This window comes from Fimbriimonadales bacterium, from assembly GCA_035559795.1.
Classification (GTDB): Bacteria; Armatimonadota; Fimbriimonadia; order Fimbriimonadales; family ATM1; genus DATMAR01.
Map to the genome: position 1 here is coordinate 288,027 of DATMAR010000012.1, position 23,405 is coordinate 311,431.

The following is a 23,405-nucleotide window of genomic DNA, read 5'->3' on the forward strand; positions in this document are numbered from 1 at the left end:
GTCTTACGATGGTTATCGTCTCACCTCCTTTGGTGCAGGAACTTGTTCGAGAACCGTAATTTTCACCCCGTCTAATGTATAGACTTCCATCGCTTTATCAGGGTTTCCGGAAGCGAGTTTTATATACGTAGCCGAAATTCGCTCTTTTCCTTGAGTCGGGTCGAAAGCGTGCCATCCAGTACCCGTGTAAGCCTCTACCCACATATGATAGTAAAAACCATCGTTCCAGTAAACCAAACCCGTCGCGAGTCTCGCGGGAATTCCAATGGAACGCATAAGAGTTGCCGCCAGAACCGCGTAATCTCTGCAAACGCCTTCTTTCGTTTTAAGAATTTCTTCCGCATTCCGCATAACCGCAATGCTCGCGTTGGGTTTCATGATTTTGTGGACGTATTTATTGATGAGTAGAGCTGCTTTGAATGCATTCGTCTCTTTCCCGATGATTTGTTTGGCTAATTTTTTTATTGCCGGGCTGTTCACGGGCATTTGTGGTTCTGCACGTGTATATTCCGTAAACTCTTTTTTAACGGTTGCGAGCGTTCCTGCAGATTTTTCACTGCCATAGTAAGGATGAATCGTCAATAGAATTCCATTACTATCGCGTTTAACAGTTTGATGGGAACTACTCGATAAAAGAGGCAAATCCGCTCCTTCCAGGCGAAGGGTCAATTTGAGAATCTTATCGGGCTCGATAAGCGGTTTATCCGGGCGTACACTCGAAGCAGTCGCTAAATCAATAGAAGGGATATATTGATTCGTTCCGAGTGCTTCCTCCCGCGATATAGGACGCAGTTGCATACCGAAGACGCTCGTGGCATAAATCAATTCACCTTTAGGATCTAAAAACATATCGCTCGTGAAACGCGGGTCTTTGATTTGCAACCACAATGCCTTTCGCTCTTGCCCCCCAAAAGTAATTTCTTTTTCCCCTTTCCACTCCACTTCGTTCCGGACGAGGGAAAGCATCGTGGGGTCGAGAACGTAAATGACAGCCTTTGTCCTCGCTTCCGGTTTCCCCTTCTGTAAGAGGGTCACCACCGGGTCATCCACCAAAGAGCCATCCTGGGGAACTTCGATGGTCTTCGTGAACCTCTCCCCCTCGGACTCTCTCGTCACCGTTATCTTGTCTTTCCCGTAGAGCGCTTTGATCTGAGACTTCCTTCCCGCGCTCTCCATTCGTACGTTTTGCTTCGTTAACCGACCAGTCGAATCGGACCAAGATTCGGAGACGACTTCTAAAATAGCCTCCTGACCGAGTAACCTAGCTCCGAATTTTGTCGTCACAACGGAATAGCGTCCGTCAGAGGTCGGTCTCGTGGTGGCTATAATGGCTCCAATTCTTTGGTCTTGCAGAAAAACGCCGATATACTCCGTATCCGACAAAGCGAGCATCGGCAGATGAGCAAGGAGAAGAGCCGCCAAAAATCGGAAGAAGGAGTTTTTTAGGGTCATATGTTTTTATTTTATATGGGAAGCACAGCCAATTTATACAGATTACGTATGACGAATCAGGAAAAATGCCCTCGACGACCAAGAAAAGTATGAAAGAACGCGAAAAAAAATCGGGAAAGCAACTGGTGATCGTTGAATCACCAGCCAAGGCGAAGACCATCAGCCATTTGCTCGACAACGACTATCGAGTGGAGGCAAGTTATGGTCATGTTCGCGATTTGCCCGAAAATGCCAAACAAGTTCCTTCCCGTTACAAAAAGATCCCATGGGCGACCCTCGGGGTGGACATCGAACACGATTTCGCACCTCTTTATATCATCCCGCCTGACAAGCAAAAGTATGTCAAGCGCTTAAAAGAGGCTGTCCAAGAAGCGAACACTATCCTGCTTGCCACAGATGAAGACCGAGAGGGGGAAAGCATCAGTTGGCACATACTCCAGGTGGTCTCACCTCCGAAAGATGTAACGGTAAAACGAATCGTTTTTCACGAAATCACACGCGATGCAATTTTAGAAGCGATGGCGAATCCGCGTGGGATTGATGAAAACTTGGTTAAAGCACAAGAAGCGAGACGCATTTTAGATAGGCTTTATGGCTACCTTATTTCCCCTATCTTATGGCGTTCGGTAACGAGGGGTTTGAGCGCCGGGAGAGTTCAAAGTGTCGCTGTAAGACTATGCGTCGAAAGAGAACGCGAGCGTATGGCTTTTCGTTCCGCCACCTATTGGGATTTGCTCGCGGAACTCGACAGCGGTAAAGGGACTTTCAAAGCGAGGCTCATTCGTTTGGGTGACCGTCGAATAGCGGACGGAAATAGTTTCGACCCGAAAACCGGCACGCTCAAAGATACGAACAGAATTCATCTTCTCGAAGAGAAAGCAAAAGAACTCGCTCAAGCCGCTTTGAATTCATCTCCATGGAAAGTTACACTTCTCGAAAAGAAACCTGCATCGAAGTCTCCAGCCCCCCCTTTCACGACTTCTACCTTGCAGCAGGAGGCAAACCGCAAACTGAAACTATCTTCGCAAAGAACGATGCAAATCGCGCAACAATTATACGAAGGTGTAGACCTGGACGGAGAACGAATCGGCTTAATCACTTACATGCGAACGGACAGCGTTACACTTTCTGAAAAAGCCATTCAGCAAGCGCGAAATCTGATCAAGAACATGTATGGCAACGAATTTTGCCCTGAAACACCCATTCGCTATCAAACGAAGGCAAAGCACGCGCAGGAAGCACACGAAGCAATCCGCCCGACGGATTTAACCCGGCTTCCGCAGGACGTAAAGAAATATCTCACCGATGAACAATTCAAAATTTACGAACTCATTTGGAAACGAACAATAGCGTGCCAAATGGTGCCTGCCGAATTCGAGAACACGAATGTAGAAGTTACAGTAAATGTCAATGGTCAACCTTTGGTCTTTTACGCAACGGGTCGAAGAATCGTATTTCCCGGTTTCTTACGCGCTTATGTGGAGGGTTCTGATGAACCAGAAGCGGAATTGAGCGACAGCGAAAGTCTACTTCCCGAATTGCATCTCGACCAAACTCTGCTTCCCATACAAGTTGTCGCAGAATCCCATAAGACGAAACCTCCTATGCGATATACGGAAGCGAGCTTAATCAAAAAACTCGAAGAAGAAGGTATCGGACGCCCGAGCACTTATGCGACGATCGTCAGCACGATTCAAGATCGTGGATACATTTTCAAACGAGGAAACGAACTCGTCCCTACCTTCACTGCGTTTTGCGTGACCGACTTATTAGAAAAGAAATTTATGGATTTGGTAGACGTTGCTTTTACTGCTCGGATGGAAGAAGCACTCGATGAAGTTGCCGAAGGAGAACAATCTTCTGTGGACATATTGCGAGCCTTTTACTATGGCGAAAAAAATCAGCCAGGACTCGCGAAGCGCATAGAAAATGGTGAGCCCTATTATCCGAGCGTAACCATCGGCAATGACCCGAAAACCGGTGAGCCCCTTATCGTGAAGGTAGGTAAATACGGTCCTTATCTTCAACGTGGGAGCGGCGAATCGAGAGACATGGTGAGTATCCCCCCCACTACCCCACCTGACGAACTCACTCCCGAAAAGGCTTCCGAACTGTTAGAAAAGAAATCCCGTTCGGGTGAAACGATTACCGTAGAAGTAGGCACAGGACGCCGAGTCGTACGTCGCCACGGAAGGTACGGAGATTATTTAGAAATCTCTCAAACAGATGAAGAAAGATCATCGGGGCAAAAACCGAAACGGTTTTCACTACCGAAAGGCATTCATGCAGATGATTTAACCGAAGAGCAAATTCAAAACATTCTCCGGCTTCCACGCCAACTCGGCTTACATCCAGAAGATAACGAACCTGTGATAGCAACGATTGGTCCGTACGGCGCATATGTAAAACATGGCAATGAATATCGAAACTTAGATTCATGGGAAAGAGCATTCGACATCACTTTCGAAGAAGCCTTAGAACTTCTAAAAGAGCCGAAACGGAAACGAGCGTGGAAAAAATCCCCCACCGTATTGAAGGATTTCGGAGAAGTCGAAGGTGCAAACGGTGTTGTGAAAATTCTTCGTGGAAAATACGGCGATTACGTAACCGACGGAACCGTCAATGCTTCCTTGCCTAAAGGTTCGACTGCAGAGAACATCAGTGCAGAACAAGCTGTAAACCTTTTGGAACAAAAACGAAAAAAGCAGACTGCTTAATCATCAGGTAAAATTCGCGCGATGCAAGAGAGGATGCTTCGTGGTGAATCCCATCCACGACGTTTTCGAAGCATCGCAATCTCGATTCCAAAATAAATAAAATCCCATAGGTGAGCAGCCATTCGCTATCACGAGATGACCCGAACCACATTCTCGAGGGCTGCGACAAAGGAAGCGGTACGAGCAATGAGACAGTACAGAGAGTGCTGGAAGGCGCTGGGTTTTCTAACGGGGGAACACGCACAAGAACAGGTTGGGGTAAAAAATCGTTCGGGAACTCGCTACTGGTCACGATGGGTTCATCGAAGTGGATTCCGAAAACCGGAAAAGGCACGACTTTTCGAATCCATATTCCTATAGAGCGAGTCGCCGAAGCGCAGACACTAACGTAAGAAAGGATTAAGAATGTTGCATAACTGGATTCGATGGATATTTTACGGGTTCGTTTGTTTTGTTTCGCTCGCTTTCGGCACCCTATTGGGAATGATGCAGGTCAGCCCATTCGTGAAATACCATGTACAAGACTTTTTCGGAATAGGTCCGGCAAATCCATTCGAAGGTCGTGATGAACTTTTCATTTTGCTTTTGGGATGCGACGAGAATCGTGCTCCACGCGGAAAAGTTTTAGACCAATGGGCGCGAACGGATTCTATTCACCTCATTCGTTTGGATTTCAAGAACAATGCAATCGGAATGATGCAAATTCCACGCGATACCGTTGTCGAGGTTCCCGGTTATCGCCCGATGCGCATTAATGCTCTTCATGTTCTCGCTGGTCCTGAGGCGACTGCACAAGGAGTCGAAATATTGACAGGGATTCGACCCGAGAGAATCATCGTTTTGAATTACTCTGCGATTAAACAACTCGTAGATACAGTCGGCGGGGTCGAAGTTTTCATAGAAAAACGTATGAAGTATCGTGACCGCGCAGGTGAACTCGATATCGACTTCAAGCCCGGCAGAATCCTTCTCGACGGTCAGCATGCTGTTGCCTATTTGCGATATCGAAACGATGACGATTTCCATCGCGGAAGAAGACAGCAAGAATTCCTCATCAATTTCAAGCGCAAACTCATGACGCAACCCGAAAAAATTGCAGAAATAGCGAATCAGGTTCTAAAAATTGTCTCTACGTCTTTCAAAGAGAATGAAATACATCATCTTAGTAAGTTTATAAGCGGTGTTCCCTCGAATCGTTTTAAACACGGAATCCTTCCCGTTCAAGATGCGGGAGGATACGATTTGAAACCGATAACTTCGAAACTCGACGACGCTTTGATCGAATCCGGTTTGAAAACTCCGTCACCGAGGACGGTCTCTTCTCGGTGAACCTATCGCATTTCGCCGAAGAAGATCGAGAAGAAAAGCGCAGACGTTCTCCTTTAGCCACTCGCCGAGAACTTCTTTTTATAATTTTTCTCACTATACTTAGCATTCCCATCGTTTTATATCTTTTGCGGGGCTGCAAAGAACATCGCGATTGGGTCGTTTCGAAGCAAAATTTGCAAGCAATCGGGCAAGCTATTCAAGTGTATACACATCTCAACAACGAAGGGCTCCCCCCCATTGCGGAAAGACGTGGGACAGGAATCGTTCACGACAGATATGGAAAACCTCTTATATGGGCATCACAAGTCTTCGGAGCACTCTCTGTCCGTGACGCATTCGATAATCCGAAACTCCCCACAGAATGGGAAACGGAAATTTCCATACCGGGGGGGCGAGGCGAGTCGGTTCCTCTCGGATATGGCATGCTCTCTGCCTTGGATACCGCGCGACTTTACGAGGTGGCGCGCCCTTCGAACGTCGTGCTCCTCGCGGAAACGATATGCAACGGATATGGAAATAGTTTCGACCCGCTGCCTATTCCGGGAACTCCCAAAGACGGATTCGTAATCGGCTACGATGATAATAATCACTTCCCGACTGCGAAATCGAAGTACGTCACACGTCTCGCATTTTTTGCAGAAAACCCTTCGATTCCCATGGAGGCACGCGAACCGCTTCATCGAGGACGTGGAACGTTAGCCTTGACTGTAGATGGCTCGATTCTCGTTCTCCATGCGAGTGACCAAGTCGTAACGAAATCAGGTACGCTTCCTACGGGGCTATGGGCACCATTTCGTTAGAGGAAGCAATTCGAGCGTGTAAGTCACTCACAGGGGAATCCTCTCTTCCATCTGTCGCTCCACTCGCGTTCGAAGAATGCATGATGGAATGGAAAAACAAGCGAACGCTCGGCAAGATCGAACCTTCGGGAAAATATGTTTCTACCTTCGAGCCTTTCGAAAAATATGAACAACTCCCTTTCACCAACACAGAAGTTCGTATCCGTCATTCTAACGGTTCTTTGCGAGCGATAATTTTAAGAAACGAAGAATCACGAGTCTGGCTCATGCGTGCACCGTCTCGAAGGGAACGTAGAGCACATCCTCGCGTAGAAGTTAAAGGCATTGCGCTTATCCAATTCGCTAATGATTCTCGAGAAGGAGTTTTACAAGACTTATCAGAAGGAGGAATCGGAATTTCTATCCCGATGTTCGTAGAAGTCGGTGAAAGCGTCCGTTTTCTTTTAAAATTACACGGTATAAGTGAAGTCGCTTTAGAATGCGAAGGAGTTATTGCGAACTGCCATGCCATACGTCCAGGCTCGGGTATGTATCGAACTGGCATCCGGTTTACGTCTCTTCCTGAAAACATTCTCAAGGCGATTCGCAAAGAAATTCGCAGGAACCTTATATAAAAAGCGCACGTTTTTATTTAAGAATCAATAAACCCTCAGAAGACGATGAACAGAGACGAAGACAAGTGGCTCGGTTTTCTCGCCTTCGTCTTTTGGAGCCTCATCGGACTGGAATTTTTCACCGGCATATTGCTTGCTTTCTCATACAATCTTCATCAACCATACGAATCAGTAAGTGCCCTTCGTAAGTCGTTATTCGGGGCATTTCTTGGCAATTTTCATTATTGGACTAGCGCTCTTCTTATCGTTACCGGGCTTTTGAACATATTCTATTTGCTTTGGAACGGTGCATTCACTTGGGAACGTCGCTGGATATGGTGGGGAGCTTTGGGGGGGTTCGTTCTTTGCTTAGCCTCGCAAATGAGCGGAAACCTTCTTCCCTTCTCGCAACACGATGTCCGCACCGCTTATGTCGAGGCGAGCATTGCTTCTAGCACCCCTAAAATCGGAGATAACTTGTTTTATTTCATCTTAGGGGGGGAAAGAGTAACCACCGAAACGCTTTCCCGATGGTATTTTCTGCATCGCTTTCTATTGCCGATTTTATTCGTGCTTCTCGCGATACCCGTTCTTCGTACGATTTGGAAAATCGCTTCTCCTCGCACGAGAATGAGCGCTTTGACTTTGTCATTGCTCTTAACAATTCTTATTGCAATTATTTTCGATACTCCTTTAGGACCCCCTGCAACGGAAGGCGACACGACCGGAAGCACAGGACCGATGTGGTACGTGCTTCCCATGCATAGTTTGCTCAATGTTTTCAGTCAATTCCGTTCGGATTTAGGATGGGTCGGCGCATTGCTAATACCACTCATTCTTTCGATTATCGCATTCGCTTTGCCATTCCTTTTTCGGAATCCTTCAGGCGGTAATGGAAGTTTCGGACGTTTCGGGTTCGTCGTGGGGGGGATATTTTTATTTTTATTCGGTATTTCCTATGGTAATGTCGTTGTTCCCCCGTTCGAAGAGCCGTCTTTCGAAGACAAACACGACGCAAGTAAATTCGTGAACATCCCCATCAATAAAGCACTCGCCGAACGTGGAAGCGAAATCTTCCGCAATTCTGCTTGCTTGAGTTGCCATCGCGTGGGCAGTTTAGGCAAATCGCGAGTAGGACCGGATTTAAACGGTGTAGGCAGAAAGCATCCAGACCCGAGATGGCTCATGGATTTCTTGAAAGACCCGAAAAGCAAAGGAGTAACCCGTATGCCGTCGTTCGGTCACTTGCCGGAAGAAGACAGAATCGCCTTAGTCGAATATTTGCGCTCTTTAAAATAAGAACCGTCTGCAAAATTGGGGAGAGATAAAAAATAGCGACAGCAGTTTTTTGTATTTCAAATTCACGAGAAGTTTTATATACGTTTTGGCGCGCTCGAGAGGATTCGAACCTCCGACCTACAGGTCCGCAACCTGTTGCTCTATCCACTGAGCTACGAGCGCGCTTACTTCTATGATACCTTCGTCAATCTACAACCAACGGAAAACTCAGAAAATTCCGTTGCGTCTTTCTAAAAAGACATAACCTTTAGCGACACTTAGCCTCAAATCTCGAAGCCACTTGCCATCTCCAACACGAAGAGGGAGCAAAACGCTTGTCAGTACTTTAGGAGGCTCACCTTTTGCGGGTTGGAATGACGGGTCGAGTACTTCGATACAAAGTTCAAAATCGCCCGGATTTTGTTTTGCGATTTCGAAGATTTTTTTCAATTCGCTTTTTCGAGCATTTAGAAGCCTCACTCTCACGGTTCCCGGTGAATTTGAAGTATTTCCGTTACTCGAATTCGATTCGCTATTCGAACGCAAAGGTCGCACTTCTTTCATGATGACTTCGATTCCTTTACCGGAACCGCCCGGCAGGTCTCGATGCCTTACCTGACCTCTTATGACTGCAAGTTTGTCCTTTCGAAGAAGATGCTTATTTTGCTCATACAATTGCGGAAACACGGTAACGACAACTTGCCCACTGAGGTCTTCGAGAACGATCGTCGCCATGAGTTCTTTTTTCGTTTTCGTGCGAGTCTCACGGACGTTGGCAATGACACCAGCGAGAGTTACTTCTGTTCCGTCGCTGAGTTCCCATAATTGTTTCGTGCTATGCGTAGCCGCTTTATTCACCTCGTCTGTAACGTCGTGCAGAGGATGCGCATGAATGTACGCACCTAAAACCTCGCGTTCCATAGCGAAGAGTTGCTCGCGGGTTGGGGGGGGAACTTCGGGAAGAATCGGATAAGAAGGGGTTCCCTCACCCCCTTCGAAAAGTTCGGATTGCCCTATTTCTTTTTCCTGCGATACGCGTTCAGCCCAAGCCAACGCGGTGTCTACTACTCCAAGCAATTTGTTTCGGTTGGGATCTATGGAATCGAGCGCTCCTGCTCGAATAAGCGCTTGGAGCGAACTTCGATTCAACCCCCCGTATTTTTTAATACGCAAAGCGAAATCATAAAGATGAGTAAAAGGACCCTCCTCCCGTGCTTTAAGAATTCCTTCTACTGCCGCTTCACCGATGCCTTTGATTGCGCCTAATCCGAAGCGAATTTTGCCGTCTTCTAATACGAAATCGATTCCTGATTTACTAATGTCGGGGGGGAGGACTTCGATTTTCATTCTACGACATTCTTCTACCAACCCGACTACACGCTCTTCCTTCTCGCGATACACACTCAGAAGCGCTGTCATGAATTCGACAGGGTAATGCGCTTTGAGATATGCCGTTTGATAGGCAAGCAATGCGTAACAAACCGCATGCGCTTTGTTGAAAGCATAACCTGCGAATGGTTCTAACAACTCCCAGATTTTTTGTGCATTTTCTCCGGATACACCGTTTTGTGCGCATCCCATCATAAATTCCACTTTCATCGAAGCGAGCAATTTGCGGTCTTTTTTCCCCATCGCGCGCCGCAAGATGTCCGCCTTTCCCAACGAAAATCCTGCGAGTGTTTGCACTAATTGCAATACTTGGTCTTGATAGGTGATGACTCCGTAAGTTTCCCGCAGTATGGGTTCCATCCGGGGATCGAGGTATTTCGGTTTTCGTTTTTTGAACTTTCCTTCGATGTAGGCGGGAATGTGCTCCATGGGACCTGGGCGATACAATGCAACCATCGCTGTGAGTTCTTTGATACTTTCCGGCTTGAGTTGCATCACGTATCTTCTCATCCCTTCCCCTTCGAGTTGAAACACACCGACTGTTTCCCCCCTTCCTAACATCTCGTACGTTTCTTTATCGTCTAATGGGATGGAATTGATATCGATTTCGCCCTTGCCCATTTTTTTGATATTATCGATAGTGCGAGAAAGAACGGTGAGGTTGCTCAATCCTAAAAGGTCCATTTTCAGAAGACCGAGAGATTCCAGAACGTCCATCGGATATTGGGTTACGACTTGTCCATCGCTCCCTCTCGCTAAGGGCATACGTTCGATGAGAGGTTCTTTGCTAATCACAACGCCTGCTGCATGAACACCAGCATGACGACTAACTCCTTCGATAGTGCGTGCAGTGTCTATCAACCTGCGAGCATTCAAGTCGTTTTCGTATGCTTGTCGAAATTCCGGAAAAAGTTCTAATGCTTTTTCGATTGTCGTGGTATACGGACCTTGACCACCAATCATTTTGCAAAGGCGGTCCACCTCGGCAAGGGACATTCCTAATGCTCTTCCTGCATCGCGCATTGCTGCTTTCGCACCTAAAGTTCCGAAAGTGATAATTTGCGCAACGTGGTCTTCGCCGAAACGCTCACGGACGTATTGCAAGATTTCATCTCGACGCGCATCCTCGAAGTCCATATCGATATCCGGCATCTGGACTCTTTCTGGATTCAAAAACCTTTCGAAAGTCAAACCATATTGCAATGGGTCTACGTTCGTAACTTCGAGAAGATAAGAAACCAATGACCCGGCGGCAGAGCCACGAACGCCATAATAGATGCCGTTTCTTCTTGCATATTGCGCGAAATCACGTACGAGAAGGAAATATTTCGCGAAGCCTGTTTTTTTGATAATGTCTAATTCGTATTCCAACCGTTGTTTTACTTCTGGTTCTTCCTTAGGATATGCTTTCGAAAGAGATTCTTCACAAAGTTGCCTCAAATAGACGTCAGGTTCGACACCTTCAGGAATTCCAACATCAGGAAGTTCAACGCGGTCGTATTCGAGTTGAACATTGCATCGCTCTGCAATGGCGAGTGTATTTTCGATGGCTTGCGGAAACTCTGTAAAACGTTCCTTCATCTCTTGAGGAGATTTCAAATAAAACTCTTTCGTCTCGAAGCGCAAACGGTCGGAATCCGTTACACGCGAGTTGGTTTGTATGCAAAGAAGCACGTCATGAGCATCCGCATCGCCTTTATCGAGATAGTGCGAATCGTTCGTGCAAACTAAAGGAAGATTCAATTCGGAGGCAATTTTCAAAAGCCCTTCTCGAATAGCAAGTTGCTCTTTCAATCCATGGTCTTGGAGTTCGACGTAATAATTTTCTTCTCCGAAGATATCTTTGTATAACTCCGCCGTGCGTTTCGCGGATTGATAATCACCGTTGAGCAAAGACTGACATACTTCGCTTCCCAAACATGTCGTAGTGCCGATTAGCCCTTCGGAATATTCGCGCAAAATTTCATGGTCAATACGAGGTTTGTAGTAATAACCTTCGAGGGAAGCAATCGTTGCCAATTTGCAAAGGTTTACATATCCTTTTTCGTTTTTTGCTAACAACAACAAATGGAAGGAAGAGGCGTCTTCTTTTCCCGTTTTTTTATGCCTGCCTTGAGGAGACACATATGCCTCCATCCCCAAAATAGGCTTGATTCCCTGTCTTTTGCATTCGAGGTAAAAAGAGAGCACTCCGTACATCACCCCGTGGTCGCTGATTGCCAGAGCAGGCATTCCGAACTCTTTGGCGCGCGCAACCATGCTCGGGATGCGCTGAGCGCCATCGAGCAGGCTATATTCGGAGTGGTTATGAAGATGTACGAATGCCATCTTGCGGCTGCATAAAGTATGACGAAGTTAGAGCCTTTAGTGCGTCAAACGTTAATATTTTCTGTTAGATTTTGTCTGTTTTTGTAAATTTTGTAAAGTCAGGAAAGACTTTTCCGAAGATATAGTATGTGTACGAATCGGATTTTACGAAGTCTATGAAAGAGACGATGCACGAGGAAACAAATGCTGTCGTAGAACTCCAAGTCGAGGAGCCGACCGTGAACAAGAATTGGTGGCGCGGCAGAGTGCGGTTGAGCACCCTATGTTTGGTAACGGTAATTCTTTTCGACTTAGTTACGACTTTGTTTCTTCTCAACCAGGGCTTCGGGGAGGCAAACCCCATATTCGCGAATTTGGCTAAAAAAGGAGAGTGGGCACTCGTGAGCGGGAAACTCATGTTTACGATTATCCCGCTGTTGATATTGGAATGGGCAAGGACAAAACGACCCTTTACAGCGGAAATCGGCACATGGACTGCGTTTATCGCATATACATGGCTTTATGTTTTGAATTTATTGCGTTATTATTGAGGAGATATGCCGGACATCCCGGACATGCCAGACATATCGGACATATCGGACACGTCGGAGATGTCTGACATATGAGCACTGGGATATTGCCAATCCGAATCACCCCAATCTCTCCTCGAAATTCCTATGTCTTCGAATCCGAGAGATTCGCGTGCAAACCTATAAGCCTGTTCACGAAAGGCGAAAGGTTCTATATCTACGGAATTTCTGAGAATGTTCGACATCGTAAATTCTTCGTAAAGCGCGATACCGTCTTTAGCGTTCGTATAATAAACTTCGGAAAGACCTGTGGAGGGGATGTTCGACTCTAAAGCGAGTTCCACCAACCTGAACGGACTCGATTTAGCCTCCACGGAATCCGCTCGAAAGAGTAGTGAGGAAAGAATTTTTTCTTTTACTTTTGTTATGACCGAAGAATCATCCCAATCCGATATATTGATGCTTTGTTTTTCTCTTAGTTTAAATTCTAAAGTGGAAATACTCCCCGTGAGAGATGTTGCGATTTCCGTAACGGTTTCTAAACCCTTCGACCACAATCCCGCGTCCATTTCCCAACGATAACTAAAAACGAGATTGCCATCGAAATCAATCTCAGCGAGCACTGACTGTATATTCGGTTCAAGCCAAGTAGAAATAGGGGCAAAAGATGCGTCCGCAGGATTCTTATTATTGTTTGAGGTTGCTTCCGTATTTATAGTCTCTGTTTCGCCATTTATAGTCTCTGTTTCGCCCCTTGCAGGAGGAGAGGTAGAAGAAGTAGGAAGACTAAAGTAAACAGCGAGAAAGAAAAGGAAAGCCAGCCCGACGCGCGACGCCCCATGAAAGCCAGACACATTATCTTTATTGGCAGACTGGGAAACCTTCTTCATAAGTTAAAGTTTCGGCAGCGGGTTTAAAATCGCTGTCCTATAATATTAGACGAATTGGAGATTCCAGATATTCCCGCAAAACCCCCATAAATTCCGCTCCGACAGCCCCGTCAATAATACGGTGATCGAAAGAGCCTGTGATTTTCATACGAGTGCGTATTTCCAATTCTTCTCCTTCTTCAGTTTCTCGGACAACGGGAATTCGCCTTGCGGTTGCAATTGCAACAATGGCTCCATTCGGAGGATTAATGATTGCTGCAAAATTCTCTACATTGAACATGCCCATATTGCTAATCGCGAAAGTGCTTCCAACTAATTCGTCTGGTTTTAAGCGATTCTCTCGCGCTCGGTTTACCAAATCGCGCACTTCTAATGCTATTTCTCGCAAGGATTTCCGTTCCACATTTTTTAGCACCGGTAAAGTCAAACCGTCTGGAACAGCAGTTGCCACACCGATATTGATTTCACCGTGAATGTGCATGTAATCCCCGTCGTAAGTAGCATTGATATGAGGCATTTTCATGAGACTCATAGCACACGCTTTGATTACGAAATCATTAATCGTAATGCGCATGTCTGGCTCTTGCTCTTTCAGCATATCGCGCAACCGTTCGAGGTTTTCTAAATCCACTTCCACAGTTACGTAATAGTGAGGAATTTGCTGTTTGGAGAGTGTCGTCCTTTCCGCTGTGATTTTTTGCAGGAATGTAAGTTTTCGTTTTTCTTCCTTTAATTCGCTAACCGTTGGTATTGCTGCTGCTACTGCAGGAGCTGCTTTTAACTTTTTAATCGCCTCTTGAACATCTTGTTCGACTATTCTCCCGCCCGGTCCCGTTCCCTCGATGCTTTCCAAAGGGATGCCCGCTTCCGCAGCGAGTTTTCGCGCCAAAGGACTTGCGAGCACCCGACCAGGCTCTTTTTCTTTCGTCGGAAGTTTGGTTACTTGTTCTATTTGTTGTGGCTTTTCTGCTTTCTCAGGAACTCTCTCTGCGACCGGTACTTTCTCTTTGGCTTTTATTTTTTCTACTTCCTTCGTTTCTTGCGCAGCAGTCTCTCCATTTCGTTTTTCGAATGCTTCGGCTTTTCCTTTCGCTTTCCCCCCCCAATCTTCGGGAAGCGATTCACCTTCTGATAGGATTGCAGCAATCGGCTCTCCAACCGGAACTGTCTCTCCTTCCGAAATTAAAATCCCGGCAAGTTTGCCACTTCCAGGAGAATTCAATTCGACCACGGCTTTATCCGTTTGAATCATTCCGATGACTTCACCGGATTCCACCTTATCACCCTCCTTCTTTTTCCATTCCACAAGGGTGCCTTCCTCCATCGCGTCACCCATCTTAGGCATGATAACTTCGATCATAGTCTGATGGGATTCTACCTTTGCACACCTAAAAAGTGTAGGGAGTGTTTATGATTTATTCTTCACGATACCAAACCGCGCTAATTTCTCGAGTTTCCGGGAGCAAACATTCTCCTTCTTTGCACAATTGGCATCGAATGACCACTTTCACTTCGCCTTCCTCATACGATGGCGGTTGTCCTTCGATGACGAACTTCTCCTCGCCTTCTAAACGCCCCTTGCCAACATCGACTTTCGCCTCCCATTTTCCCTCTCCTTTTACACGAAGTTCGAAAGGGGTTTCTCCGGGTTTAGAATCGGAACAAGGAATATAAAAACCGCTCGGAATGACAATTTTCAACTCGTATCGGACTTTTCCATTTTGAACTGGCGCTTCTTTAGGAGAAATTTCGAACTGGACACGAGGAGTTTCCAATTGAACCGCTGCACGACTCGGGCGATGTTCGAGCAACATTCCAAGAGCCAAATGGAGACTGGTTGTCATAGTCGGTACTCGATGCATCCATCCGTGCAGAAAAGATAAATCCTTCTCTGCAATTTCGTATCGCCCTAAACGAACCGCGCACTGAATTGCAACGCCATTAGGACTGGGAGTTGCAGAATCTAAAACCGGCTTCGAACGGCCGAAGAATTGTTCTTGATTTCTCCCACTGAAAAACCATCCTCCGTTTTCGTCGTCGTGAAAGTTTTCGAGGAAATAATCGAAAAGTTTCTCAGCGCGTTTTTGATATTCACCGTCTTCTGTTGCATCCGACAAATCCAACAAACCACGAACTACGTATACGGCTTCTAAAAAGGGGTCTCCTATTGGTGAACTATCTGCATATTGATGTGGGATGGGCGAAACAGATAAGAGGAAATCTGCGGCTCGCTTCGCTTCGGCTATATATCCTGACAATGCCAAACCACTTATCATCAAACCGTTCCAGGAGGTCAACATCTTCGTATCGCGTTCTGGCTTTTGGCGCTTTTCGCGTGCATTTCTAAGTTTTTCCAATGCGCTATCCCAGCGGTTTCCTTGAAAATGCTCGAGATGTAAAATGTTTTTCCCTGTTTTCTTTCCGGAAGCTTCGTCAGCGTAATTCCCCTCTTGTTTGCATCCGAAGGTTTCGAGAAATTCCTCTGCTTCTTCCTTTAGGATTTCTCGAATTTCGTCAGCGCTCCAAACGTAAAACGAACCTTCCTCTCCGGCTACATCGGCGTCGATTGCCGAATAAAACGCCCCCCCAGGAGTCGTCATCTCTCGGAATACCCATTCGGCGAGTCTGTCGCAAACTCTTTTGTATTCTTTCTCGCCTGTCAACCGATACGCGCGGGCATAGTTATAAAGAAATTGAGCGTTATCATAGAGCATTTTTTCGAAATGCGGAAGAAGCCATTCTTCATCCGTCGAATAACGGTGAAAGCCCCCACCGACATGGTCGTGAATCCCCCCCAATGCCATAGCGTTCAACTGTTCGACTGCAGCCTCGAGCGCTCCTTCTTTCTCCCAATCTTCTGCCAAGAACAACAGATAGTCGATAGAGGAATGCGCGGGAAACTTCGGGCGAGAGAAACGACCTTCGCGAAACTCGGCAATCACTGCATTAAAACACGAATCTAAAGTTCCCGTGCTCAAGTCTATCGCTGGGGGGGGAATTCGGCTCGTTCTATATTGTTCTAACGCTTGTGCGAATTCGTTCGCCGCTTGATGAATTTCTTGCCGATTACGTCTCCACGCCTGCGCAATGGAAAGCGAAAGGGTTTTGAACCCAGCGTAATTTCCTCGGTCTTCTGGAGGGAAATACGTTCCTGCGAAAAATGGCTTCAAGTCAGGGGTTAGAAACAGGCTCATCGGCCAACCACCATGACCGGTCGCGAGTTGAACCGCGAGCATGTATGCCTCGTCTATATCAGGGCGCTCTTCCCTATCTACTTTGATGCAAACAAAATTTTCATTGAGGATTTTTGCAATCTCTTCGTTTTCGAAACTCTCTCGTTCCATGACATGGCACCAATGACACGAGGAATAACCGATGCTAAGGAAGATGGGTTTGTCTTCTTGTTTCGAGCGAGACAATGCGTCAGGGTCCCAGGGTTCCCAATGAACGGGATTATGAGCGTGTTGCCGGAGATAGGGGCTGACAGCACTTGCAAGCCTATTTGTACTCATCACGCCAACCCTCGAGGTCGAATAGTCATGAGATATTCTACGTCATAATAGAGAAAATAAACATGAACCCGATGATATACTTATCTCATATGCTCTTTCCCGAGGTGAAAGAATAAAGAAAAAGGATTCGCCTTCCGAGCCTTCGTTTTTGCTCAATGAGCGCTGCCTTCGATACCCCGATGTTCGATTGATTGGCTCGGATGGAAGACAAATCGGTATCGTACAGACAAGGCAGGCACTTCGAATGGCTCAAGAAGCCGGGCTCGACCTGGTCATGGTAGCTCCACAAGCGACACCCCCCGTATGCCGAATCATCAATTTCGGCAAGTACCGCTATGAATTGGATAAAAAAGAGCGCGAATCCAAAGCGAAGCGAGCAAAACAGGAACTAAAAGGGATACAATTCCGCCCAGGAACCGCATTAGGCGACCTCGAGATTCTTCTAAAGAAGACGATTCAATTTTTGGAAGAGGGGAACAAGGTGCGGTTCGTCGTGCGACATAGAGCACGAGAACTTTCACATCCAGAAATCGCGAAAGCGAAATTAGAATGGTTTTTAGAGAAATTAGGACAGTTGGCTATCGTCGAGAAACCACCTACCTTAGACGGTAATCAAATGACGATGGTGATTAGTCCGAATCGAAAATTTATCGGAGCAACGAAAGATGCCGAAACTAAAGATAAGCAAAACAGCAGCCAAGCGGTTTAAGATAACCGGGACCGGCAAAATCATGCGTCGTAAGGCGTACAACAGCCATATGTTTTTGCATAAGAGTGGCGCTCGAAAGCGACGATTGGAAAAAGAGACGGTTTTGAGTCCCGGAGATGCGCGACGCATACGCAAGATTTTAGGAATCTAACTTTTAGCGCGTTGTAGATAAAGGCGCGTTAAAACCCTCGTTTGTTTCTAAAAATTTCAGAATCTATATACTGCTGCACACTCTGTAGTGTCGGGCATTTCTTCAGAGACTTCGAAAACCCTTCCGGAATTTTGCAAAGTAAAGATTGCTGCAAGGTTAAGCAATTCTTCATCTCCATTCTTCGGTTCAGCATGAATCGTTACCGTGCTTTTTTCTCTATCGTAAGTTCCCCAAAGATGTTTTTGCGAATGCAAGAACAAAATGCCGACCCGCCCGGTATCAGCGGCAGGAAGAATTTCTTCGATACGATTCGATGTCTTCCCGGTTCCGACAAAATTTCGATATTGTTCATAAGCATTTTTTTGCGCTTGGCGGAAAACGGGTTCTACTAAAGGTAATGCTTTCTCTCTGAGTTCTTCATAAGTGACTCTCACTCTATCGGGATTCCCCGTAATCCCATCCTCGACTAAATTCGGGTATGTATTCACTTCACGATAAATGGAAAGAAGATATTCGACGCCTGCGAGAACCAATGGGATATGTCCATTTCTTAAAAATTCGTGCAGCCCCCTATCAATTTGCTGAAAATATCTCACGTGTTGTTCTTTGTAAAGTTCTTCACCCCCACCATGACCGTGTCCCAGTGCGAAATCTCGCGGCAGTGGATTATAGTATTGGTATTGTTTTTCCACCTCGTCGTATTTTAATGCGTCGGCTAAACTCTTCGGGACATGCCTCAAATCTACTTCTTTTATAGAGGTTTTCGTGGCCTCGAGCAATCGAACATCGTTTCCGCTCAACGCCAAGATATAAAATTTTCCGTTCGTATTAAGCATCGCGATAAGTGGACGAACATAAAAACGATTACCCACAAAGACGAAATCATCGCATCGCACTCTCAATTTTTCGGTTCGGAAGAAATCTTTCGCGACGAACACGCCGAGCGCCTCTTCTTGGTCCTGCCAAAATTTCACGTCCCCTTGCAAAGCAGTAACGGGGGCGAGAAATTCTTCGATTTCTTTTACGCTCATGCCCCTATGTTGTAGTTTTTCTTCAGCCGTATGGAGAAGGGTTTTGAAGCGCGTAGCGTTGACATATGCCGAGTCGCCTCCTAAAATGACCGGAAAATAGATAGACAGACATGGGGTTCCTTCGTATTGAATGAGTGGCTTAATTCCCTCGAAAAGGGCGACATTGGTCTTGTTCATTGGTGTTCCCTTCCTTTGCAAAATTTCGTAGGTTGGTTATAACTAACGAGGTTACCGAAAACTGCTCTCCAGAGCATTTGATAAGTCAAATCAGTTTACCTCGTAATAACTTCAAATGACGCCTTTTATTTCTTTTTACGTAAAATGAGCATGCTATAATCGCGCCATCCGAGGAGTTTCTTCGGAATTTTTGACCTACAAAAAGGAGAACGTTATGCCGACGATTTGTCATTTCGAAATTCCAGCGCAAGATATGGAGCGCGCGAGTGCTTTTTACCGAAACATTTTTTCGTGGGACATCAGCCCTGCACCCGGCATGCCGAATTACTGGTTCGTGAACACGAAATCCTCAGACGGTAACGAAGGCATCGGTGGCGCGATTATGCCAAAGCAACAAGGCGGCGAAATAATGATGTACTTCGATGTAGCTTCTGTTTCAGACACGACCGCAAGAGTGGAACAAGAGGGCGGCGAGGTCCTCGTACCAAAAACTGCCGTTCCCTCCTATGGATATTTTGCCGTTTGCCAAGACACGGAGGGTAATACCTTCGGTCTTTGGCAGCCCGACCCATCAGCAATGTAAATCATCGTTTTATGCGAATTTCGGTGGTTTAATACATCCGAATTTCGTTCACGGTCGATGTGGCATAGGCCCAATGCTTAGGCTGACATTTCCGTGTTCGTCAGATCGTGACTAAATTGGAGGGAAAAAATGAATAGTCTTTTTGCAGTTTTTTTATTGTCTCTTGCTCATCCTAGCGCTATTCAGGAAAAACTCGAATATGAATTCTTCTTTTCCGACTCTAAAGTCGGCAGCTGTATTTATTCTCTCGATGTAGACGGGTCGTTCCGTTCTGAAACGAAAATCACCATCTCGTCCGTAACCATGCAAAGTAATTTGCAGGGACGCCTTTCGAACGGGAAATTATCAGAATACGATTTAGAACAACAAATCGCAGAGACGAAATCCAAAGTGAGTGCCCAAGGCACGAAGGCGAAAATCGAGGTCGGAGGAAAAATAATCGAAAAAGAGTTCTCTCCTCATGAAATTTATTTCGCTAATTATCATCCTGCAACATGGTCTACGCTCGCAAAGGCTTTAGCTAAAAGTCTAGACCCAACACTTTGGACTTCGAGCGAAGTATTTCAACTCGACGATGCAGGAACTTTGAAATTCGACATCAAGAAAATCGAAGCACGAACCATCGAAATTCGAAATAAAAAGGAAGTCGTAGAGAAATATCTTTTGCGCGCCGGGACAGGAGTAGATATCGAGATCTATCTCGACGAAAAACAGCGTTTAGTCGCTTTCAATGTCCCTGCGCAAAGATTTACAGGACTTTTGGAGGATTACAAAGACCTGGTCGTCGACCCGACGACGAAATATCCAGAACTGAGCCAGCCCACGTACAGAACAAAAATAGAGAGAGGTGTAAAAATTAAGATGCGTGATGGGGTGGAACTCGTGGCAGATATTGCCTATCCAGTGGCGGAGGAAAAATTTCCTGCTATCCTCGTCCGCACTCCCTATGGTCGCGAAGAAGTGTTCATAGATGCGGATTGGTGGGCAAAACGCGGATATGTCTATATCGTGCAAGACTGCAGAGGGCGCAACGATAGCGGTGGTGAATGGGTTCCGTTCGTCAATGAGCGCAAAGACGGTTATGACACGCTTGACTGGATTAGCAAACAGCCATGGTCGAACGGAAATGTCGGGATGATGGGGGGAAGTTATGTAGGATATGTTCAATGGTGCGCGGCAGTAGAAGCGCATCCCGCTTTGAAATGCATCATTCCTCAAGTGTCCCCCCCTGACCCATTTTTCAATATTCCTTACGATTTCGGCATCTTTTTCCTTTATGGCTCGGTATGGTGGGCGAACATCGTAAGAAGTCGTGAAAATCTCAAAAAGATAGACATGCTGGCCGATAAGCTGGAAAAATTCAAAACCCTTCCTCTTTCTAAAGTGGACGATGAAGTCATCGGACAAAATGTTCCTTTCTATGACGAATGGTTATCCAAGGAGACACGCTCCTCGTTCGGCAGTGCAAACTTCATGAACGATTTGAAAAAAGTCAAAATTCCCGTTCTTCATGTGAGCGGATGGTGGGATGGTGATGGAATCGGAACGAAACTCAATTGGGAAACCCTGCGCGCATTGGGTCACAAGCAACAGTGGCTCATCTATGGACCTTGGACTCATGCCTTCAATTCCACTTCACGTCTCGGAGATGTAGATTACGGTCCCGATGCAGTTCTCGAATTGAATTCGCTCTGGCTTCGCTGGTTCGATACGTGGTTAAAAGGAAAAGAGGTGGGGATTACGAAAGTTCCTAAGGTGCGCGTGTTCGTTACAGGGGAGAACATATGGAGAGAATTCGAAGATTGGCCCCCCCTGAAATCGCAAGAAAAGGTTTTCTATCTCGATTCTAAAGGACCAGCCAACGGGAATAGTTCGCTCGGGACACTTTCGGAAAGTCCCCCTCAGAACACCGAACCGGATAGATACACATACAATCCTGCGGATGCGAGAATTCGCCCGGAAATAGCGACCATGGACCCGTCGAAAATCTCGACGATATTCAAATTGGAAGAAGCAGAACAAGATGTCTTGATTTACAAATCAGACCCGTTGCCAGAAGGAATGGAAATTGCCGGTCCTGCAGAATTGGAACTGCACTTCTCGACCTCTTCTGTCGATACGGATTTCTTTTGGATGCTCGTAGATATAGACGAAAAAGGGACGATGCGAATGATTGGTCTTCCTGGGAAAATCCGCGCGAAATATTTATCGGGTTGGGATAAACCGAAATTGCTAAAACCAGGAAGAATCTATAAAGCAAAAATCCCTCATTGGGAATTCGCGCATTACTTCGAGAAAGGCCATCGCATCGGTGTCATTATTACAAGCGATATGTTTCCCGAATATGCGAGGAACCTCAACACGGGAGAGCCGATTAAAGACGCAGTGCGAATGGTAGCAGCTCATCAAACCATTTACCATGACCGTAAACACCCAAGCGTAGTGCGTTTCCGGGTATTATCACAAGAGAAGTGAAAAAATTGCTTCTATTCGTATTCGTACTTACTTCCTCGCTCACATTTTCACAAAGCGGCGGAGGATGACCAGTCTGACCCGGTGGGGGCTATGCAGCCGGTCCGGCTGTTTACGAAACGAAAGACCCTCGTTTGTTGGCGACGAGTGTTTGGATTCCGGAAAGCAAGACAAAAATCGAAAGTTTTCTTTGGCTTCGTCCAGCCCCCCGCTTCCAAGTAGGCATTGCGCATTTATGGAAACAGAATTCGTATCGTATCTTGATGAATACGGTTCTCGTAAGCGAAAGTAAAGGTATTCCCACCCTGCGAATAGGCGCAGGCGTTCAGGAATCTTTAACCGGTAATCCTGGCTATTTCGGCATCGCCGAAAAGCATTTCAGCATCGCGAATGGAAGTTTGCATCTTTTTTCGGGAGTCGGTTTTAGAAGCAACGAGAATCATGGTCATCCTGTTGCGGGTTTTAAATTCAGTCCTACAAAAAATTTTACTTTTGGATTTCAATCGGATGGTCATTGGGATAACGCATTCGTTGCAAAAACGGATAAAGAATTTACGATTACGCTATATTTGATAGACCTCGAGATGTTCGGGATTGGATTGAGTTGGGCGAAGTTTTAGCTATTGCGTTGCACTTTCCCTTCTCTGAAATTTTCCCAAAAATCAAGAGAAATTTTTACGTTTAACCAGGCGTAGGAATGGATAAACTACGAGCAATTCGCCAAAGGAGGAAAAAAAATGGCAGAACATTGCTATTCTTGCGCCGCGCCGCTCAACGACCCGAACATGAGAGGAAACTCCGATATTTATTGCAGATGGTGCTCCGATGAGGCTGGAAACCTCAGGTCCCGCGAAGAAGTCAGAGCGGGTGTCGCTCATTGGTTCTCCCGCTGGCAGCCCGATTTATCACCGGAGCAGGCTCAAGCGAGGGCTGACCACTATTTGCGAAGCATGCCGGCTTGGGCTGAAGACTAATTCACGTATAGCCTCAGAAAACCCGTTTTTTTGTACAGCGACTAAATGCAAGAGACTTTTTAGACTTTTTTAGCCGCTTGGGGATATAATCTCCACTCAATGGCACGTGTGAAGAGAGCGGCGATATCCCACAAGCGGCATAAGCGCGTCTTGAAAGCCGCTAAAGGGTATTACGGGCGCAAAAAAAGCAACTACAAAATCGCCCACGAACAGGTCATGAAAAGCGGGCAGTACGCCTTCCGTGACCGACGCTTGAAGAAACGTGACTTCCGAAGGCTCTGGATCGTTCGAATCGCTGCAGCCTGCCGAAACAACGGCATCAAGTATTCCAATTTCATCCATGGCTTGAAGAACGCAGGAATACAAATAGACAGAAAAATCCTAAGCGAATTGGCAATTTCCGACCCCGCTGCATTTAGTACTTTAGTCGAGCGGGCTCGGGCTACCGCCTAAAATCAAAAACTCGAAATTTCACCCGAACCCGCCGAAAGGAAATCTCGGTGGGTTTTTT

General features: G+C 46.3%; 20 protein-coding genes and 1 tRNA gene. 14 read left to right on the forward strand and 7 right to left on the reverse strand.

The genetic code is table 11. The features are described 5' to 3' along the window. Window positions 1–12 precede the first annotated feature (12 nt). Window positions 13–1,452, reverse strand: coding sequence for a transglutaminase-like domain-containing protein (locus tag VNK96_08415; GenBank protein HWP31726.1), 1,440 nt, complete (start codon window positions 1,450–1,452; stop codon window positions 13–15). 89 nt (window positions 1,453–1,541) lie between these two features. Here VNK96_08415 and topA point away from each other — a divergent pair, with 89 nt between their 5' ends. The 6 genes from topA (at window position 1,542) to VNK96_08445 (ending at window position 8,190) form a co-directional block, all read left to right on the forward strand. Continuing rightward, a complete protein-coding gene (gene topA / locus VNK96_08420) occupies window positions 1,542–4,169 on the forward strand; it encodes a type I DNA topoisomerase (protein ID HWP31727.1) in 2,628 nt (875 codons plus the stop codon). 110 nt (window positions 4,170–4,279) lie between these two features. Beyond that, the gene (locus VNK96_08425; GenBank protein HWP31728.1) at window positions 4,280–4,561 is read left to right on the forward strand and encodes a hypothetical protein; all 282 of its coding nucleotides are present in this window, start codon (window positions 4,280–4,282) and stop codon (window positions 4,559–4,561) included. A 13-nt stretch (window positions 4,562–4,574) separates the two neighbouring features. Then, on the forward strand, window positions 4,575–5,498 hold the full coding sequence (locus tag VNK96_08430; GenBank protein HWP31729.1) for an LCP family protein: 924 nt from the start codon (window positions 4,575–4,577) through the stop codon (window positions 5,496–5,498). Next, the gene (locus VNK96_08435) at window positions 5,495–6,298 is read left to right on the forward strand and encodes a hypothetical protein (protein ID HWP31730.1); all 804 of its coding nucleotides are present in this window, start codon (window positions 5,495–5,497) and stop codon (window positions 6,296–6,298) included. The genes VNK96_08430 and VNK96_08435 overlap by 4 nt, the downstream gene beginning before the upstream one ends. Next, window positions 6,280–6,912, forward strand: coding sequence for a PilZ domain-containing protein (locus tag VNK96_08440; GenBank protein ID HWP31731.1), 633 nt, complete (start codon window positions 6,280–6,282; stop codon window positions 6,910–6,912). The genes VNK96_08435 and VNK96_08440 overlap by 19 nt, the downstream gene beginning before the upstream one ends. Before the next feature lie 45 nt (window positions 6,913–6,957). Then, window positions 6,958–8,190 carry a cytochrome b N-terminal domain-containing protein gene (locus VNK96_08445; GenBank protein HWP31732.1) on the forward strand — a complete coding sequence of 411 codons (1,233 nt, stop codon included), beginning with the start codon at window positions 6,958–6,960 and terminating at the stop codon, window positions 8,188–8,190. Between the two features lie 86 nt (window positions 8,191–8,276). Here VNK96_08445 and VNK96_08450 read toward each other — a convergent pair. Both VNK96_08450 and VNK96_08455 read right to left on the reverse strand, forming a co-directional pair. Continuing rightward, a tRNA-Arg gene (locus tag VNK96_08450) sits at window positions 8,277–8,352 on the reverse strand. A gap of 45 nt (window positions 8,353–8,397) precedes the next feature. Further along, the gene (locus tag VNK96_08455) at window positions 8,398–11,886 is read right to left on the reverse strand and encodes a DNA polymerase III subunit alpha (GenBank protein HWP31733.1); all 3,489 of its coding nucleotides are present in this window, start codon (window positions 11,884–11,886) and stop codon (window positions 8,398–8,400) included. A gap of 167 nt (window positions 11,887–12,053) precedes the next feature. Between VNK96_08455 and VNK96_08460 the strand changes: the two genes are divergently transcribed. Next, window positions 12,054–12,416, forward strand: coding sequence for a DUF5658 family protein (locus tag VNK96_08460; GenBank protein ID HWP31734.1), 363 nt, complete (start codon window positions 12,054–12,056; stop codon window positions 12,414–12,416). Here the strand turns inward: VNK96_08460 and VNK96_08465 are convergent. The 3 genes from VNK96_08465 to VNK96_08475 all read right to left on the reverse strand — a co-directional run bounded on the left by VNK96_08465 (window position 12,410) and on the right by VNK96_08475 (window position 16,797). Beyond that, window positions 12,410–13,018, reverse strand: coding sequence for a hypothetical protein (locus VNK96_08465; protein HWP31735.1), 609 nt, complete (start codon window positions 13,016–13,018; stop codon window positions 12,410–12,412). The genes VNK96_08460 and VNK96_08465 overlap by 7 nt on opposite strands. A gap of 304 nt (window positions 13,019–13,322) precedes the next feature. Further along, complete coding sequence (locus VNK96_08470) at window positions 13,323–14,645, reverse strand: dihydrolipoamide acetyltransferase family protein (GenBank protein ID HWP31736.1); 1,323 nt, start codon at window positions 14,643–14,645, stop codon at window positions 13,323–13,325. A 55-nt stretch (window positions 14,646–14,700) separates the two neighbouring features. Then, window positions 14,701–16,797, reverse strand: a complete 2,097-nt coding sequence (locus VNK96_08475) for a thioredoxin domain-containing protein (protein HWP31737.1) — start codon at window positions 16,795–16,797, stop codon at window positions 14,701–14,703. A gap of 148 nt (window positions 16,798–16,945) precedes the next feature. Between VNK96_08475 and infC the strand changes: the two genes are divergently transcribed. Together infC and rpmI are read left to right on the forward strand one after the other, a co-directional pair. Further along, complete coding sequence (infC, locus tag VNK96_08480) at window positions 16,946–17,506, forward strand: translation initiation factor IF-3 (GenBank protein HWP31738.1); 561 nt, start codon at window positions 16,946–16,948, stop codon at window positions 17,504–17,506. Then, window positions 17,463–17,657, forward strand: a complete 195-nt coding sequence (gene rpmI / locus VNK96_08485) for a 50S ribosomal protein L35 (protein HWP31739.1) — start codon at window positions 17,463–17,465, stop codon at window positions 17,655–17,657. The genes infC and rpmI overlap by 44 nt, the downstream gene beginning before the upstream one ends. A gap of 56 nt (window positions 17,658–17,713) precedes the next feature. On the opposite strand, the gene VNK96_08490 is transcribed toward rpmI, so the two are convergent. Continuing rightward, window positions 17,714–18,865 carry a hypothetical protein gene (locus VNK96_08490; GenBank protein ID HWP31740.1) on the reverse strand — a complete coding sequence of 384 codons (1,152 nt, stop codon included), beginning with the start codon at window positions 18,863–18,865 and terminating at the stop codon, window positions 17,714–17,716. Window positions 18,866–19,079: 214 nt separating this feature from the next. Here VNK96_08490 and VNK96_08495 point away from each other — a divergent pair, with 214 nt between their 5' ends. The 5 genes from VNK96_08495 to rplT all read left to right on the forward strand — a co-directional run bounded on the left by VNK96_08495 (window position 19,080) and on the right by rplT (window position 23,347). Continuing rightward, window positions 19,080–19,448: a VOC family protein gene (locus tag VNK96_08495; GenBank protein ID HWP31741.1), complete on the forward strand. Its 369-nt coding sequence runs from the start codon at window positions 19,080–19,082 to the stop codon at window positions 19,446–19,448. A 129-nt stretch (window positions 19,449–19,577) separates the two neighbouring features. Further along, a complete protein-coding gene (locus VNK96_08500; GenBank protein HWP31742.1) occupies window positions 19,578–21,923 on the forward strand; it encodes a CocE/NonD family hydrolase in 2,346 nt (781 codons plus the stop codon). Window positions 21,924–22,057: 134 nt separating this feature from the next. Then, complete coding sequence (locus VNK96_08505) at window positions 22,058–22,540, forward strand: hypothetical protein (protein ID HWP31743.1); 483 nt, start codon at window positions 22,058–22,060, stop codon at window positions 22,538–22,540. A 117-nt stretch (window positions 22,541–22,657) separates the two neighbouring features. Then, window positions 22,658–22,894 (forward strand): zinc ribbon domain-containing protein, encoded by a 237-nt coding sequence (locus VNK96_08510; protein HWP31744.1) that lies wholly within the window; start codon window positions 22,658–22,660, stop codon window positions 22,892–22,894. A gap of 99 nt (window positions 22,895–22,993) precedes the next feature. Beyond that, window positions 22,994–23,347, forward strand: coding sequence for a 50S ribosomal protein L20 (gene rplT / locus VNK96_08515; GenBank protein HWP31745.1), 354 nt, complete (start codon window positions 22,994–22,996; stop codon window positions 23,345–23,347). The last annotated feature ends 58 nt before the right edge of the window (window positions 23,348–23,405 follow it).

What these genes read in the sequence shown, in the direction of transcription:
- VNK96_08415 (HWP31726.1), bottom strand. Translation starts at nt 1,452, where the DNA reads ATGACCCTAAAAAACTCCTTCTTCCGATTTTTGGCGGCTCTTCTCCTT.
- topA (HWP31727.1), top strand. Translation starts at nt 1,542, where the DNA reads ATGAAAGAACGCGAAAAAAAATCGGGAAAGCAACTGGTGATCGTTGAA.
- VNK96_08430 (HWP31729.1), top strand. Translation starts at nt 4,575, where the DNA reads ATGTTGCATAACTGGATTCGATGGATATTTTACGGGTTCGTTTGTTTT.
- VNK96_08440 (HWP31731.1), top strand. Translation starts at nt 6,280, where the DNA reads ATGGGCACCATTTCGTTAGAGGAAGCAATTCGAGCGTGTAAGTCACTC.
- VNK96_08445 (HWP31732.1), top strand. Translation starts at nt 6,958, where the DNA reads ATGAACAGAGACGAAGACAAGTGGCTCGGTTTTCTCGCCTTCGTCTTT.
- VNK96_08455 (HWP31733.1), bottom strand. Translation starts at nt 11,886, where the DNA reads ATGGCATTCGTACATCTTCATAACCACTCCGAATATAGCCTGCTCGAT.
- VNK96_08460 (HWP31734.1), top strand. Translation starts at nt 12,054, where the DNA reads ATGCACGAGGAAACAAATGCTGTCGTAGAACTCCAAGTCGAGGAGCCG.
- VNK96_08470 (HWP31736.1), bottom strand. Translation starts at nt 14,645, where the DNA reads ATGATCGAAGTTATCATGCCTAAGATGGGTGACGCGATGGAGGAAGGC.
- VNK96_08475 (HWP31737.1), bottom strand. Translation starts at nt 16,797, where the DNA reads ATGAGTACAAATAGGCTTGCAAGTGCTGTCAGCCCCTATCTCCGGCAA.
- rpmI (HWP31739.1), top strand. Translation starts at nt 17,463, where the DNA reads ATGCCGAAACTAAAGATAAGCAAAACAGCAGCCAAGCGGTTTAAGATA.
- VNK96_08490 (HWP31740.1), bottom strand. Translation starts at nt 18,865, where the DNA reads ATGAACAAGACCAATGTCGCCCTTTTCGAGGGAATTAAGCCACTCATT.
- VNK96_08495 (HWP31741.1), top strand. Translation starts at nt 19,080, where the DNA reads ATGCCGACGATTTGTCATTTCGAAATTCCAGCGCAAGATATGGAGCGC.
- VNK96_08500 (HWP31742.1), top strand. Translation starts at nt 19,578, where the DNA reads ATGAATAGTCTTTTTGCAGTTTTTTTATTGTCTCTTGCTCATCCTAGC.
- VNK96_08510 (HWP31744.1), top strand. Translation starts at nt 22,658, where the DNA reads ATGGCAGAACATTGCTATTCTTGCGCCGCGCCGCTCAACGACCCGAAC.
- rplT (HWP31745.1), top strand. Translation starts at nt 22,994, where the DNA reads ATGGCACGTGTGAAGAGAGCGGCGATATCCCACAAGCGGCATAAGCGC.